This is a genomic window from Actinoplanes sp. NPDC048967 (assembly GCF_040649415.1).
Classification (GTDB): Bacteria; Actinomycetota; Actinomycetes; order Mycobacteriales; family Micromonosporaceae; genus Actinoplanes.
In genome coordinates this window covers 737,816-752,370 of record NZ_JBEZFL010000001.1, presented here as the reverse complement: position 1 = coordinate 752,370, position 14,555 = coordinate 737,816, and the positions used below count along the sequence as shown (strand labels likewise).

Below are 14,555 nucleotides of genomic sequence, written 5' to 3'. Positions count from 1 at the left end.
CCCTGCTCACCCCGCGGACGACAGGGCGGCGAGCTTGCGGCGGACGGCCTCGGCGTCGGAATGGCCCAGTTCGGTCAGGACCGCCAAGGACCTGGTCCACGCCCGCTCGGCCCGGTCACTGCGGCCGGCGGCCAGTTCCGCGTCGCCGAGGTGGGTCAGGGCCTGGGTCTGGTTGTACCGGTCGTCGAGATCACCGGCGAGGCGCACCGCGTGGCCGTAGCACTCGATCGCCTCGTCGTGGCGGCCCAGCCGGTGGTGGGCGTAACCGAGGCTGTCCCAGGCGTGCGCCTGTCCGGCCCGGTTGCCGAGCCGTTCGTGCAGGGCCAGCGACTGGCGGCAGCACTCCAGCGCCTCGTCGTGATCGCCCCGCATCGCGTGGTACCAGCCGACCTGGTTCAGCGCGTCGGCCTGGCCCCGCTCGTCGGCCGCGGCGCGGTACAGCGTCAGCGCCTGCCGGGCGTGGTCCACCGCGGCGTCGTAGCGGCCCTGGTGGCCCCAGAGGTGGGCGAAGTTGCGGTGGGTGTGCGCCTGACCGATCCGGTGACCGACCGCGGTGTACAGGTCGAGAGCCTGTTGCAGGGAAGCGATGCTGTCCGCGTAGCTGCCGCGCAGAGTGTGGGTGCGGGCGATGCTGATGTGCGCCCGCGCCTGGGCGACGCGGTCGCCCAGCCGATCGGCGGCCCGCAGCGCCGTACGCCAGGCGGCGGCCCGCTCGTCCCAGTCGCCGCGGCGGTCCAGATAGGTGTTCAACGACCAGGTCAACTGCCAGATGTACGCGTCATGCCCGGTCTCCGCGGTGGACGTGACCGTGGCCAGCAGCACCGGGTGCTCGGTGGCCAGCCACGCGGTCGCGGCCCGCGGGTCGGCGAGCTGTTCCGGGCGGGCGTCGGCCGCCGGGGGAGCCAGGGGCAGCTCGATGTCGCCCCGGGCCGGGTCGAGCAGCCGGTCGGCGGCGTACGCGGTGTGCAGGTAGTGGTCGAGGAGCCGGCGCACAGCGGCGTCCCGATCGGCGACCGGATCAAGATCAGCGGCGAGGCCGGCGGCGTACGATCGCAGCAGGTCGTGGCTCACGTACCGGCCGGGGAGCTGCTCGGTCAGCAGGCTGGCCCGGGTCAGCTCGCCCAGCAGCCGCCGGGTGTCGGACGGCGGCAGCCCGGTCAGGCTCGCCACCGCCGTGGTCGCCGCGCTCGGCCCCGGATGCAGGGAGAACAGCCGGAACACCCGCTGCGCCGGGGCACTCAGCGCGTCGTACGACCAGGAGAAGACCGACCGCATCCGGCCGGCCACGTCCCCGGTGTCCAGCGCGTCCAGCCGGTGGCCCTCCTCGGCCAGCTCGGCGGCCAGCGGGGCCAGCGGGAAACGGGACTGCCGGGCCCGGGCGGCAGTGATCGCCAGCGCCAGCGGCAGGCCCGCGCAGGCGGCGACGATCACCTCGGCCGCGGCCGGTTCGGCGTCCACCCGGTCCCGGCCGAGCCGGCGGACCAGCAGCTCCCGGGCCTCGTCGTCGGTGAGGGTGTCCAGCGGCAGCGCCTGGGCGTCGGCGGTGGCCAGCAGACCGGTGAGCTGGTGCCGGCTGGTCACCAGGGCCAGCGAGCCCGGGGCGGCCGGGAGCAGCGGCCGGACCTGCTCGGCGTCGCGGGCGTTGTCCAGCACCACCAGCACCCGCCGGTCCGCGAGCAGGGTGCGGTAGCGGCCGAGCTGGGCGTCGCGGCCCGGTGGCAGCCGGTCGGCCGGCACCCCGAGCGCGTCCAGGAAACCCCGGACCGCGTCGGCCGGGGCCAGGACGGTCTCGTCCTGGTCGAAGCCGCGCAGGTTCACGTACAGCTGGCCGTCGGGGAACCGCGGCGCCACGGTGTGCGCCCAGTGCACGGCCAGGGCGGTCTTGCCGACGCCGGCCATCCCGGACACCACCACGGCTCGCGCGGACGCCCGGTCGTGCAGGGCGTCCAGCATTGCCAGGTGTGCGGTCCGGCCCGCGAAGCCGGCGATGTCCGCGGGCAGCTGCGCCGGGCCGGAGCGGACGCCACCGGGTTCGTCCCCGCGCAGCACCGCGCGGTGCACGTCCTGCAGGTCCGCGCCCGGCTCGGCGCCGAGTTCCTCGATCAGATGGCGGCGGACGGCCGCGTAGTGGGCCAGCGCCTCGGCCGGGCGTCCGGCCGCCACCAGGGCCCGCATCAGCACCGCGGCCAGCGACTCCTGCAGCGGGAACTGGGCGGCCAGGTCACCGAGGACCCGGATGACCTCGCCCGGATTGCCGACTGCGAGCTCGGCGCGGGCCCAGGCCACGGCGGTGTCCGCGTACCGGCGGCGCCAGAGCTGCCTGGTCTGCGCGACCCACTCCCCGCCGAGGCCCGCCAGGGGCTCGCCGCGCCACAGTGCCATGCCCTGCCGGAGCAGGGCCACCCGCTGCTCGGCCGGGTGCTCCGGCCGCAGGGCCCGGGCGGTCAGCTCGCCCAGCCGGTGCACGTCCACGGTGGCCGGGTCGACCTCGAGGCGGTACGAGTCCGAGGTGAGCACCAGTGAGCCCGGCACCCCGGCGCGCTGCACGACCTGCCGCACCCGGGTGAGGTGCGCGTGCAGCGACTGCCGCGCGGACCGGGGCGGGGCCTGGCCCCAGACCCGGTCGATGAGCGTGGCGACCGGCACCGACCGTCCGGCGTCGGCGAGCAGAGCCGCCAGCACGGTCCGCTGCCTCGGGTGCCCGACATCGATGCGCTCGGCGCCGTGCCACACCTCGACCGGACCCAGCAACCGGAAATCCCCCACGCCCGACCTCTCGTAGCCCGAGCCGTCGATCGAACCACAAGAATCCCGCAAGCGCTGTCTGGCACTGTCCTCATCGGAGGTCACCGCCATCGCCTCCGAGCGTCGGACGCGGCCCTTCGGTGATCGGCATCCCGCCGATTCGGGGGCGCCGAATGGCCGGGTCCACGCCCGCGAGGACGGGCCGCTGGCGCGCCCGCGTCATGCTGATCAGGTGCGCCTCATCCTGAACGTCCTCTGGTTCATCTTCGGCAGCGGCTTCGTCCTGGCGCTGGGGTACGGGCTGGCCGCCCTGCTCTGCTTCGCCCTCGTGGTGACCATCCCGTTCGGGGTCGCGTCGCTGCGGCTGGCGTCGTACTCGCTGTGGCCGTTCGGCCGTACGCTGGTCACCCGGCCCACCGCGGGCGTCGCCTCGGGCCTGGCCAACGTGCTGTGGGTCGTCATCGCCGGCTGGTGGCTGGCGCTGGGTCACGTGGTGGCGGGCATCGCCCAGTGCGTGACGATCATCGGCATCCCGTTCGGCATCGCCAACTTCAAGCTGGTCCCGGCGGCGTTCTGGCCGCTGGGCCGCGAGATCGTCGACCTCGACGAAGCCGCCGGCTGAGCCCCGAGGGTCAGAGTCGGCTGTAGGCGGCCCGCAGCGCGGCCTGCCGTTTCTTGTCGGCCTGGGCACGCCGTTGCTCGATCAGGCCGGTGGTGGCCCGCAGCTGCCGCTGGAGACTCCCGAGCGGGACGAGGCCCTCTGCCAGCCGGAGCCGGGCCCCGGCGCTCGCCAGGGTCGGCGGAACCTCATCCACCAGGGCGGGATCCGGCATCCGGACCGGCCGCACGGTGGTCCGGGTCAGCTCGGCCACCCGGTGCTCGATCCGGAGGACCTGGTCCGGCAGGGCCCTCAGGCCCGTGACCGCGTCGCGGATGTGGTTGTCGTAGCCGCGCGCCGCCCATTCCGCTCGGAACTGGTCGGTGGAACCGGTGGCCTTCCCCATGACGGCGCGCATCACCGTGCCCGCCGCCCCGACGGCCGAGCCCAGGTGCCGGCCGACCTCCTCGCAGTGGGCCAGGGCCTGGGTGAGAAGCAGTGTCGCCACGACCAGCCGCTGGTAGTGGCCGTCGTGGAGCCGCAGGACCGGGTCGACCAGACCGTCGATCTGCTCGGCCAGCTGCTCCGCACTGGCCTGCTGCTCCTCGACGCGGACGGTCAGCTCCCGCTGGCTGCGCCGCAGCTCCCGGATCCGTTTGACCGTGGCCAGGTCCTTGCCGAGCGAGCCGCTGAAGAGCCGGCCGGTGGCCGGTTGACCGGTCAGCTCCGCCGTCGTCTCCGCCAGCTGCCGCTGGTCGGCGGCGAGGGCCTCGGTCACTTGGCGGAACATCGCCAGACGGGGGGTGAGCAACAGACGGGCTTCGGCGTCCAGCATCGCCCGAGGATAGACACCGGTACGCCCGGCGGGCTACCTCTCGTGATCAATCGGTCGCGGGCTGCGACTTCAGGCGGCCCCGCGCGGGCGAATGTGCTTGCCCGGGCGGGGCGGTTCGCCGATCATCGCCCGATGGCCGCCGATTTCTCCGTCAAGCCCACCCTCGTCGGCCCGCGCGTCGTGCTGCGCCCGTTCCGGGCCGGTGACTTCCCGGCCGTCCGGGACGCGCTGCGCGATCCCGAGGTCGTCCGGCTCACCGGCAGCCGGCCGGTCGTCTGGGACGAGGCCGCCGAAGAGCGGCTGCGCGAGTGGTACGGCACCCGCGCCGACTGCCCCGACCGTCTCGACCTCGCGGTGGAGGAGCGGGCCACCGGAGCCTGGGTCGGTGAGGTCGTCCTCAACGAGTGGGACCCACCCAACCGCAGCTGCAACTTCCGGACCATGTTCGGACCCCAGGGCCGGGACCGGGGGCTGGGCACCGAGGCGGCCCGGCTGCTCGTCGGCTACGGCCTGGAACAGCTCGGCCTGCACCGCATCGCCCTCGAGGTGTACTCGTTCAACCCGCGCGCCCGCCGCGCGTACGAGAAGGTGGGTTTTGTCGCCGAGGGCGTCCTGCGGGACGCTTTGCGCACGCCGCAGGGCTGGGTGGACGCCACGGTCATGGCGATCCTGGCCGACGACTGGAAAGGTCAGGACCAGCAGGGATGACCCTCGCGGGCGTCCCCTTCGGTGAGGACCTGCTCCGCGGAGCCGTCCGCCTTGGCGACCACGATCTTCGGCTGGTCGACCGGCCCGCGGGTGAAGGCCAGCCAGCTGCCGTCCGGCGCCCAGGACGGGTCCATCTCCCGGTCCTCGTGCTCGGTCAGCTGCTTCGCGTTCTTGCCGTCGGGACTGATGGTCCAGATGTCCCCCGCGTCGCCCGGGTCACGGGTGTAGGCGATCCGCATCCCGTCCGGTGACCAGTTCGGGTCCACGCCGGGACCACTGTCGCCCTTGGTCACCTGCAGGCCGGGCTCCTCCGGATCGTTGGCATTCAGGATGAAGATCTGCCGCTCACCCTTCACCAGCTTCCAGTAGGCGATCGCCCCGCCGCCGGGCGACCAGGCCGGATCGTCCTTCATGCCGTCCGCCCAGGTCAGCTGGGTCGGCTTGGAGTCACCGATCCTGATGGTGAAGATCTGCGGGCTGCCGTCGACCTTGCGCAGGAACGCCAGCTTGCTGCCGTCGGGATTCCACGACACCCGGCCACCGGTGGCGTTCTCCACGACCTTCTGCGGGTTGCCGCCGTCCGCCGCCATCACCCAGATCGCGTTGCTGCCGTCCGCCTCGTACCGGATCACCGCGACCCGCTTGCGGTTACGGGACCACTCGGGCAGCACGTCGCCGCCGGTGTCCGCGACAGCCGTGCGGCCGGGCTTGCCGGGGGTGAGCAGGTAGGCGCTGGACTTGAGCTCGGGCCGCTGGTCACCGCCGGCGTCGACCTGGATCAGCATCCCGGCGGTGGGAAGGGTCAGCGGCACACTGACCGACGGGGAGGCGGTCGGCGGCGCGGCCGTGTCCCGGTCCTTGTCGCCGCGCCGGACCAGCGCGACCAGGACGGTGGTCCCGGCGATCATCGCAAGGGTGAGGGCACCGATCAGGACCAGCAGCTTGCCGTTGCGTTTGGCCGGCGGCCGGTCGCCGCCGGCCGGCGCCGGTGGGTAGTGCACCGGCGGGGGACCGGGCGGCGGCGGGGCCGGGCTGGTCGGCTGCGGGAAGGTGCGGGTCGGGGTTGTGCGGGGCTGCCCGTTCGAGGGTACGGAGGCCGCGCCGCGCGAGTAGGCCACCGGGCCTTGCGCCGCCCCGCCGCTGACCGGCCGGTCGGCCCGCACCGCTTCGCCGGGCAGAATCCGCGTGGCTCCCGCGGCCCCGTTCCCGTTGCCGTGGCTGCTGCCCGGCAGAATCTGCGTGGACCCGGCGTCGGCGGCGGTTCCCGGAGCGGTCTGCGTGCCGCTGTCCGCCAGGAGCTGGGTGGATCCGGCGTCGGCGTCGGCGGCGGTTCCCGGAGCGGTCTGCGTGCCGCTGTCCGCCAGGAGCTGGGTGGATCCGGGCCCGGCGCCGATGCCGGTCGGCCCGTGCGTCGCTGCGCCGGCGTCCTCGTGCGGTGCCGCGCCGGCGGCCTGCGCGAAGCCCGCGATCGCCGGCGTTTCGAGCAGGGTGTCCTGCCCGGCTTCCGGGTCCGCCCAGGCCGCCGTCGCATCGGCGCCGACCGACCCGACCGGCTCCGGACCGGCCGCGGCGACCGGGGGCGGCGGAACCACCGCGTCGTCGAAGGGCGACACCCCACCGGTGACCAGTGCCGTGGCCACCGCCGCACCCATCGCGATGCTGTGCTCCGGATGCGGGTCGGCCACCACCGGCCGGTCGAACGCCGCCGCCAGCAGCTGCCCGATCAGCGGGATCCGGGACGATCCGCCCGCCAGCAGCACCGCGTCCAGCTCGCCCGGCGCCACCCGGGCCGCGCGCAGCGCCCGGTGCATCGCCGCGACCGTGTCGGCCAGTGCCGGGGCGATCATCGACTCCAGTTCGGAGCGGTTCAGCCGGACCCGGGTGTGCACGCCGGGCAGCGCCACCGGGATCATCACCTCGGTGTCGAAGGACAGCGCCTCCTTGGCCTCCACGCAGTCGCGGCGCAGCCGGGCCAGGGCGGTGACCACGTCGGGCTCGTTCGGGTCCAGACCCTCGACCCGGTCGCCGAGCACCCCCAGGACGTGCCCGAAGACCGCCTCGTCGAAGTCCGCGCCGCCGAGCTGCTCGATGCCCTCGGGCTCGCCGAGCACCTGGAAGCCCTCACCCTCCCGGCGCAGCACCGCCGCGTCGAAAGTGCCGCCACCCAGGTCGTACACGGCCACTGTCTCGCCCGGACCGATCCGGCGGGCCGTCGCATGCTGGAGGGCCGCGGCCTCCGGCTCGGTGCGCAGCAGCGCCGGCCCGGTGTCGGCCAGCCGCAGCGCCTGGTCCAGCTGCTCCCGTTTGTACGGTCCCCAGTTCGCCGGGTGCGTCACCGTCAGCACCGCGGGCGGCCCGTCCTGCAGCCGGATGACCGTGTCCAGCACGTGCCGCAGCAGTTTGGCGGTCAGCGCGTGCGCCGAGAACGGCACGCCACCGGCCAGGATCGGCACCGGGTCGCCGATGCGGCGCTTGAACTCACGGGCCAGCCGGGCCGGCTCGGCCTGACCGCGGCGCTCGGCCGCCTCACCGATCAGCAGGCCGCCGTCGGGGCGCACGAACACCAGCGACGGGATCTCGGCCCGGCGCCCGCCCAGCCGGACCACCTCGGTCCGCCCGTCGACGCGGACCGCCGCCGCCGTCTGGGTCGTACCGAGGTCGATCCCCAAGCCGTACTGCATCGCCACAGCTAGAGACCTTAAGGGCAACGCGCCAGCCCCGGCACCGCCGGACGGGCGGTGTCGCGGGTGGTTCTCCCGGCGCGCGGATCAGCAACAGCGGACATCGTGCCGAGGGCGCCCAGCTCACAGCTGAGTCACTGAACGTTTCAGCCGTGTTGACAGGTCGTTACCCAGGGGATCAACATATCTGAACTGACTGATGGAAGCGCTCCCAAGGAGACCCTTCGTGATCCGAACCCTCGGCGCCGCCGTCCTGCTCGTGGCCGGCCTCACCGCCGTACCGGCCGGTCCGGCCGCTGCCGCCGACGAGGTCGAGCAGGTCGTCAACGGCGGCTTCACCACCGGCACCGACCCGTGGTGGGGCAATCCCGGGCCGCTGACCCTGACCGACGGCAAAGCCTGTATGGACGTGCCGGGCGGCACCAGCAACCGGTGGGACGTCGCCGTCGGTCAGAACGACATCGATCTCGTCGCGGGCGAGACCTACCGGTACTCGTTCACAGCCAGCGGCGATCCCGATGGGCATGTCGCCCGGGCGATCGTGGGGCTGGCCGTCTCGCCGTACGACACGTACTTCGAGGCGTCGCCGGCGTTGACCGTCTCGGGCGACACGTACTCGTACACCTTCACCTCGGCCGTGACCACCGCCCAGGCGCAGGTCGCGCTCCAGGTCGGCGGCAGCGCCGACCCCTGGCGGCTCTGCCTGGACGACGTCTCCCTGGTCGGCGGCGTGCCGCCGGAGGTCTACGTGCCCGACACCGGGCCGCGGGTGCGGGTCAACCAGGTCGCCTACCTGCCGGGCGGGCCGAAAAAGGCCACCCTGGTCACCGAGGCCACGACGAAGCTCCCCTGGCAGCTGAAGAACGCGGCCGGCGCCACCGTCGCGCGGGGCAGCACCGTGCCGCGCGGGGTCGACGTGTCGTCCGGGCAGAACGTGCAGACGATCGACTTCAGCCGCTACCACAAGCGCGGCACCGGCTACACGCTGGTCGCCGACGGTGAGACCAGCCGGCCGTTCGACATCGACGCCGCCGTCTACGAGCAGCTCCGCGCCGACGCGCTGAAGTTCTACTACACCCAGCGCAGCGGCATCGACATCCGCGAGGACCTGCGGCCCGGGTACGGCCGCCCGGCCGGTCACGTCGACGTCCCGCCGAACCTGGGCGACGGCTCGGTGCCCTGCCAGGCCGGTGTCTGCGACTACAAGCTGGACGTGACCGGCGGCTGGTACGACGCCGGCGACCACGGCAAGTACGTCGTCAACGGCGGCATCTCCACCTGGCAGCTGCTCAACCAGTACGAGCGCACCGCCGAGCCGCGCAAGCTGGGCGACGGCACGCTGGCCATCCCGGAGAGCGGCAACAAGGTCCCGGACCTGCTCGACGAGGCCCGCTGGGAGCTGGAGTTCCTGCTGAAGATGCAGGTGCCGGCCGGGCAGCCGCACGCCGGCATGGTGCACCACAAGATCCACGACGCCAACTGGACCGGGCTGCCGCTGCTGCCGCACCTCGACCCCCAGCAGCGTGAACTGCACCCGGTCTCGACCGCGGCGACGCTGAACCTGGCCGCCACGGCCGCGCAGGCCGCCCGCATCTACCGCCGCTACGACAAGGCGTTCGCCGCCAAGGCCCTGGCCGCGGCCCGCACCGCCTACACCGCCGCCCTGGCCGAGCCGGCCATCTACGCCTCCGTGGCCGACGGCACCGGCGGTGGCGCGTACAACGACGACAAGGTCGACGACGACTTCTACTGGGCCGCCGCCGAGCTCTACATCAGCACGGGTGACAAGACGTACGCCCGTGACATCCTCGCTTCGCCGGTGCACACCGCGGACGTCTTCGGCACCGGGGCCTTCGACTGGGCCAGCACCGCCGCGGCCGGCCGCCTCGACCTGGCCCTGCTGCCGAACAAGCTGCCCGGCCGCCACCAGGTCCGCGCCTCGATCGTCGCCGGCGCGGAGAAGTACCTCAAGATCCAGAACGCGCACCCGTACGGCGTCGCGTACGCCCCGGCCAACAACATGTGGGACTGGGGCTCGAACAGCGCGATCCTGAACAACATGACCGTGCTGGCCTCGGCCTACGACATCACCGGCCGCGACAGGTTCCGCAACGCGGTCTACGAGGGCATGGACTACATCTTCGGCCGCAACGCGCTCAACCAGTCCTACGTGACCGGTTACGGCGAGGTCAGCTCGCACAACCAGCACAGCCGCTGGTACGCCCACCAGCTCGACCCGGCCCTGCCCAACCCGCCCCGGGGCACCCTGGCCGGCGGGCCCAACTCCTCGATCCAGGACCCGTACGCGCAGAGCAAGCTGACCGGCTGCGTGGGTCAGTTCTGCTACATCGACGACATCCAGTCCTGGTCGACCAACGAGTTGACCATCAACTGGAACGCACCGCTGGCCTGGGTGTCCTCGTTCATCGCGGACCAGAACTAGAATCCATGGCGTGATCGACGTCGAGAAGCCCGTGTGGCTTCTCGACGTCGACGGCGTCATCAACACGATCAAGCCCGGCTGGGGCGCCGCGCCACGCAAGTCGCTGGTGTGGTCGGGGGCGGACAACACGTCGTACGTGTTGCGCTGGTCCCCGCTGCTGGTGGACCGGATCCGGGCGTTGCACATCGACGGCCGGGTCGAGGTCCGCTGGTGCACGACCTGGTGCCCGGAGGCCGAACGCCTGGAAAGCCTGTGGCGCCTGCCTGTGCTCGGGCGGGCCCTGGACGCCGACCCGATGCCCCGCGGCGCGCAGTGCTGGCCGCTGAAGCTGGCGGCGGCCTGGGAGGTGCTGGCCGAGGGCCGCCGGCTCATCTGGACCGACGACGAGGCTCTGCCCGCGCCGGGCCCGGCGCGTGACGAGCTGACCGCGGACGGCCGGGCGCTGCTGATCGCGCCGCGGGCCAACCGCGGCCTGCAACCGGCCGACTTGCACCTGATCGAGAAGTTCGCCGAGGGACGGCGCCTGCCGACGCACCGGGTGCCGGGCCGCCACCGCCAGCCGCCGGACTGACGCTCAGGCCGGATGCCGCTCCAGAAAGCGCCGGGCCCGGCTGATGTCCCGCCCGAGCAGGATCATCGCCGTCGCGCACAGCGCGGTCACCACCAGGGCCAGCACGGTCCAGACCGGGCTGCGATGCTGAACGGCCTGGCCGACCTGCACGAGGATCAGCCCGGCCGGCGTGGCCATGAGCCGCCGTTGCCCCAGCAGGTCACCGGCGCCCTGACGGGCCGCCGGGGCGTCCCGCGGGTCGACCGGCGCGCGGCCGCGGATCTGGCGCAGCACCCGCCGGCGCTCCGCGGGCGCCAACCCGGCCAGTGCCGACGACCGCCGGGCCCGGGCCCGGTGCCGGAGCACCAGGACCAGCGCCGTGATGATGACGGCCAGCCCCGCCAGATTGATGCCGACGCCGATCCACTGCCACAGTTCGTCCGTGCCCACCCCTGCCGGATACCCCGGTCACAGCGGGCGGGAAACACCACGGCGGGCCCGGCGCAGAGGCCGGGCCCGCCGATGGCGGCTCTTCTGGTCAGCGGCGCAGCGTCAGCAGCGCCGGCCGGTACGGCAGCAGCCCGTAGTCGCCGCCGGAGCTCGGCGAGCGGCCCTGGTAGAGCAGTTGCAGGTTGCACGGGTCGATGGTCATCGTCTGGTCGGCGTTCGTGCGGATCAGCTCGCCGTGGCTGATGTCGTTGGTCCAGGTCGCGCCGCTGTTGGCCTTGCCCGCGAACGGGTTGCTCTCGGTCGCGGCCTGCGGCGTCCACGAGCCGTTCAGGCTGGTGGCCGTGAAGGACCGGAAGTAGCGGCCGTTCGCGCCGATGGCTTCGACGATCATCAGGTACCGGTTCTGGCCCTGGAGCTTGTAGACCTGCGGGGCCTCGAACAGGTTGTTCTTCGTGTCGCTCATGACCACGGTCGAGGTCGAGCCGAAGGTGCCGGGGAAGTTCCCGATCGGCATGCTGGCCCGGTAGATCTTGCCGTTGTCACCGGCGAAGAACAGGTACATGTTCGTGCCGTCACCGATCAGCGTCTGGTCGATCGGTCCGGTGTCGGAGCCGCTGATCGAACCGGTGAACAGCGGCTGGGCCGCCGACCAGCTGTTGGCGTTGGCCGGGTCGTTCGACGTGCGGTACGAGAACGCGGTCGGGCCCCACTGGTGGGCCAGCACCCAGATGTTCTTCGGCGCGAAGTAGAACAGCGACGGCGCGACCGTTCCGGCGTTCATCTTGTTCTGGCTGGCCGAGCCGAGCTCGGAGAAGGTGGTGACCGGGCCGAAGTTCATCGAGCCCCATGAGGTGCCGGTGTCGTGGGTGGTGGCGTAGACGAGCTGCTTGCCGTTGTAGGGCGCGGTGGTGAAGTCCTTGAGCGACACCCAGCCCGACTTCGGGTTGGCCAGCGAGCCGGTCGAGTTCCACCGGTACGACGACGGCAGCGCGCAGGCGGCCGGGGTCGTGGTGGGGGTGGTCGGCGTGGTGGTGGTGCCGCCGCCGGAGCCGGTGCACGAGGTGATCCGGGGACGCGCAGTGGTGTTGCCGTTGACCATGGTGGTGAAGCCGAACGCGTTGCCGGAGCCGTTGGCCTTCATCGTCATGACGGTGCCGCTGGCGTCCCAGGTCGCGGTGCCGTTCCAGACGGAGGAGACCTTCTGCGGCGCCGTGAGGGTGACGACGACACTCCAGTCGCTGGCTCCGGTCACCGTGACCGTGGAGTTGTAGCGGTCGCCCCAGGCGGTGCCGGGGGTCAGCGTCGCGGTGCAGCTGCCCGATCCGGTGGCCGGCGGAGTGGTCGGGCCGGTCGTCGGGGTCGTCGTGCCGCCGGCGTTGAGGGCGTTCAGCACGGAGGTGTAGGCGGCCTTCTTGTTGCCCGAACCGTCGAACAGCAGCGGGTTCTCACCCGGGCGCCAGGAATCGCTGTCGCGGATGCCCCAGGCGGTGATGCCGGTGCACCGGGCCACCGCGAGGCAGGCCTTGGTGACCGTGCCGTAGATGGCGGCCTGGTTGCCGCCCTGCGCGATGTCCAGCTCGGTGATCTGCACGTCCACGCCGAGGTCGGCGAAGCGCTGCAGGTTCGCCTGGTACGTCGAGTCGATGCCGGTGCCCAGGTGGGACTGGAAGCCGACGCAGTCGATCGGCACGCCCCGGGACTTGAAATCGCGGACCATGGTGTAGATGCCGGTCGACTTCGCGTTGATGCCGTCGGTGTTGTAGTCGTTGTAACACAGCTTCGCGGCCGGGTCGGCGGCCCGCGCGGCGCGGAAGGCGGCTTCGATCCAGTCGTTGCCGGTGCGTTGCAGGTTGGAGTCGCGGCGGGCGCCGCTGCCGCCGTCGGCGAAGGCCTCGTTGACCACGTCCCAGGCGTAGATCTTGCCCTTGTAGTGGGTGGCGACCTGGGTGACGTGGTTGATCGCGGCGTTGCGCAGCGTGGTGCCCGACAGCGACTGGGCCCAGCCGGGCTGCTGGGCGTGCCAGAGCAGGGCGTGGCCGCGGATCTTGGCGCCCATCGCGATGCCCTGGTTGAGGATGCGGTCGCCGTTGGTGTACGTGAACCGGCCCTGGGACGGCTCGGTGGCGTCCCACTTCATCTCGTTCTCAGGCGTGACGGAGTTGAACTCGCTGTTCAGGATGCGGGTGTAGGTCGAGTCACCCAGCCGGCCGGCGGCGATCGCCGCACCGAAGTAGCGGCCCTTCTGGGCGGCTGAGGCGCCCAGCGTCGTGGCCGCGTCGGCGGTCTGGGTGTAGACGACGCTCAGCCCGGCGGCGACCAGGCCGGCGATGCCTGCCGCCACCAGCACGATCCGCCGTCGCGGGGCTCGACGATGGGCGGGTGGATGAACAGACGCAGTCATAACGTGCCTCTCGGGAAAGGGATGGCGCGAAGAAAAAGGATGGTCGCGCGGTCGCCAATGCTGCCACGCCAATATCCGGATATCAACCTGTGAGCATTTGAAGAATGGTCGAAAGACGACTTTCGAATGGCTTCCGGGGAAACGCATTTAAGGAAAAGCAAAGGTTCATAGCCGCTGGTCAGGCCCATGATCTGGCCGCAAAAAAAGCCGTCTGCCGATAATGCGGCAGACGGCCGGTAAAAGCCAGGGGCCGGGTCGGCGCGGGGAGGCGCCGACCCGGCTGATCCGGTGCGGGGACGGTTACTTGTAGGTGATGTCCGAGGCGCTGAAGAAACAGTTTTTACCGTCCGCGCCGGAACCGGTCTTCGGCGGCTCGGCGCCGGTGTTGTTGCCGGTGAATCGGTCGCAGATCGCGAGCTTCTTCTTGCTGTCCCCGACGATCGTGATGCCGGAGAACGTAGCCGTGTCCCCGTTGGTGTTGATGCCGGCCAGGGACTTGCCCGGTGCGCTCGCGGTGATGTTCTGCAGCACCACGGTCCGCTTGTACTGCGTCCTGCAGTTGCCGCACGAGCGGTAGAGCTTGCCGAAGTCGCTGACCTGGAAGTCGCGGACGGTCAGCGTGCCGCCGCCGTTGTGCTGGAAGACCTTGTCCGAGGCCGAGCGGGCGCCGCCGCCGTCGACGGTGTAGCGGGCCGAGGGGCCGCCCTTGAACGTGGCGGCGTCCTCGCCGACGTCTTCCCACCAGACGTTGACCAGAGTGCACGAGCCGCTGCAGTGCACGCCGTCACCGGCCGGGGCGCCGAGGATGACGTTCTTGAGGGTGGCGCCGTCGGCCAGTTCGAACATCGGATCCTGACTCTCGCCCTGGCCGCCGTCGCCGATGCCGAAGTACCGCTTGAGGCCGCCGTCGAAGGTGCCCGGAACGGTGGTCGTCGCGCTGACCTTGACCAGGCCCTGGGCGGACGGCCAGGCCGTGGCGGCCGAGGCGTTCTGGGTGAAGGCGACCGCGGTGACGCCGAGACCGCAGGCCAGGACGGCCGCGATGGCCGCGCCCCGCCAGCGCCGGAGCCGGCCGGGGGAGCTCTCCGGACCGGGAGAGCTCTCCGGAGATGTGGGGGAGGACGTTTCCATACCCGTCCAGTGG

Annotated in this window: 10 protein-coding genes; 4 read left to right on the top strand and 6 right to left on the bottom strand. The window is 72.2% G+C overall.

Annotated elements, in window-relative coordinates; translation table 11 throughout:
* Positions 1–6: 6 nt before the first annotated feature.
* Positions 7–2,766, bottom strand: coding sequence for a tetratricopeptide repeat protein (locus AB0C12_RS03525; protein WP_360543720.1), 2,760 nt, complete (start codon positions 2,764–2,766; stop codon positions 7–9).
* Positions 2,767–2,977: 211 nt separating this feature from the next.
* Between AB0C12_RS03525 and AB0C12_RS03520 the strand changes: the two genes are divergently transcribed.
* Positions 2,978–3,367 (top strand): YccF domain-containing protein, encoded by a 390-nt coding sequence (locus tag AB0C12_RS03520; RefSeq protein WP_360543718.1) that lies wholly within the window; start codon positions 2,978–2,980, stop codon positions 3,365–3,367.
* 10 nt (positions 3,368–3,377) lie between these two features.
* Here the strand turns inward: AB0C12_RS03520 and AB0C12_RS03515 are convergent, their stop codons facing one another.
* A complete protein-coding gene (locus AB0C12_RS03515; RefSeq protein WP_360543716.1) occupies positions 3,378–4,178 on the bottom strand; it encodes a hypothetical protein in 801 nt (266 codons plus the stop codon).
* A gap of 132 nt (positions 4,179–4,310) precedes the next feature.
* On the opposite strand from AB0C12_RS03515, the gene AB0C12_RS03510 reads away from it, so the two are divergent.
* Positions 4,311–4,886, top strand: a complete 576-nt coding sequence (locus AB0C12_RS03510) for a GNAT family protein (protein ID WP_360543714.1) — start codon at positions 4,311–4,313, stop codon at positions 4,884–4,886.
* Here AB0C12_RS03510 and AB0C12_RS03505 read toward each other — a convergent pair.
* The gene (locus AB0C12_RS03505; protein ID WP_360543712.1) at positions 4,868–7,567 is read right to left on the bottom strand and encodes an Hsp70 family protein; all 2,700 of its coding nucleotides are present in this window, start codon (positions 7,565–7,567) and stop codon (positions 4,868–4,870) included. The two genes, AB0C12_RS03510 and AB0C12_RS03505, sit on opposite strands and share 19 nt — an antisense overlap.
* A gap of 226 nt (positions 7,568–7,793) precedes the next feature.
* Here AB0C12_RS03505 and AB0C12_RS03500 point away from each other — a divergent pair, with 226 nt between their 5' ends.
* Together AB0C12_RS03500 and AB0C12_RS03495 are read left to right on the top strand one after the other, a co-directional pair.
* Complete coding sequence (locus AB0C12_RS03500) at positions 7,794–10,010, top strand: glycoside hydrolase family 9 protein (protein ID WP_360543710.1); 2,217 nt, start codon at positions 7,794–7,796, stop codon at positions 10,008–10,010.
* Between the two features lie 10 nt (positions 10,011–10,020).
* Positions 10,021–10,581, top strand: a complete 561-nt coding sequence (locus tag AB0C12_RS03495; RefSeq protein ID WP_360543708.1) for a hypothetical protein — start codon at positions 10,021–10,023, stop codon at positions 10,579–10,581.
* A gap of 3 nt (positions 10,582–10,584) precedes the next feature.
* Here AB0C12_RS03495 and AB0C12_RS03490 read toward each other — a convergent pair whose 3' ends face one another.
* The 3 genes from AB0C12_RS03490 to AB0C12_RS03480 all read right to left on the bottom strand — a co-directional run bounded on the left by AB0C12_RS03490 (position 10,585) and on the right by AB0C12_RS03480 (position 14,542).
* Positions 10,585–11,010 carry a hypothetical protein gene (locus AB0C12_RS03490; protein ID WP_360543706.1) on the bottom strand — a complete coding sequence of 142 codons (426 nt, stop codon included), beginning with the start codon at positions 11,008–11,010 and terminating at the stop codon, positions 10,585–10,587.
* A gap of 88 nt (positions 11,011–11,098) precedes the next feature.
* On the bottom strand, positions 11,099–13,351 hold the full coding sequence (locus AB0C12_RS03485; protein WP_360543704.1) for a non-reducing end alpha-L-arabinofuranosidase family hydrolase: 2,253 nt from the start codon (positions 13,349–13,351) through the stop codon (positions 11,099–11,101).
* 360 nt (positions 13,352–13,711) lie between these two features.
* On the bottom strand, positions 13,712–14,542 hold the full coding sequence (locus AB0C12_RS03480) for a pectate lyase (protein ID WP_360543702.1): 831 nt from the start codon (positions 14,540–14,542) through the stop codon (positions 13,712–13,714).
* Positions 14,543–14,555 lie beyond the last annotated feature (13 nt).

Excerpts from the sequence above, each read along its gene's own strand:
- AB0C12_RS03515 (WP_360543716.1), bottom strand. The coding sequence starts at position 4,178 with ATGCTGGACGCCGAAGCCCGTCTGTTGCTCACCCCCCGTCTGGCGATG.
- AB0C12_RS03510 (WP_360543714.1), top strand. The coding sequence starts at position 4,311 with ATGGCCGCCGATTTCTCCGTCAAGCCCACCCTCGTCGGCCCGCGCGTC.
- AB0C12_RS03505 (WP_360543712.1), bottom strand. The coding sequence starts at position 7,567 with ATGCAGTACGGCTTGGGGATCGACCTCGGTACGACCCAGACGGCGGCG.
- AB0C12_RS03480 (WP_360543702.1), bottom strand. The coding sequence starts at position 14,542 with ATGGAAACGTCCTCCCCCACATCTCCGGAGAGCTCTCCCGGTCCGGAG.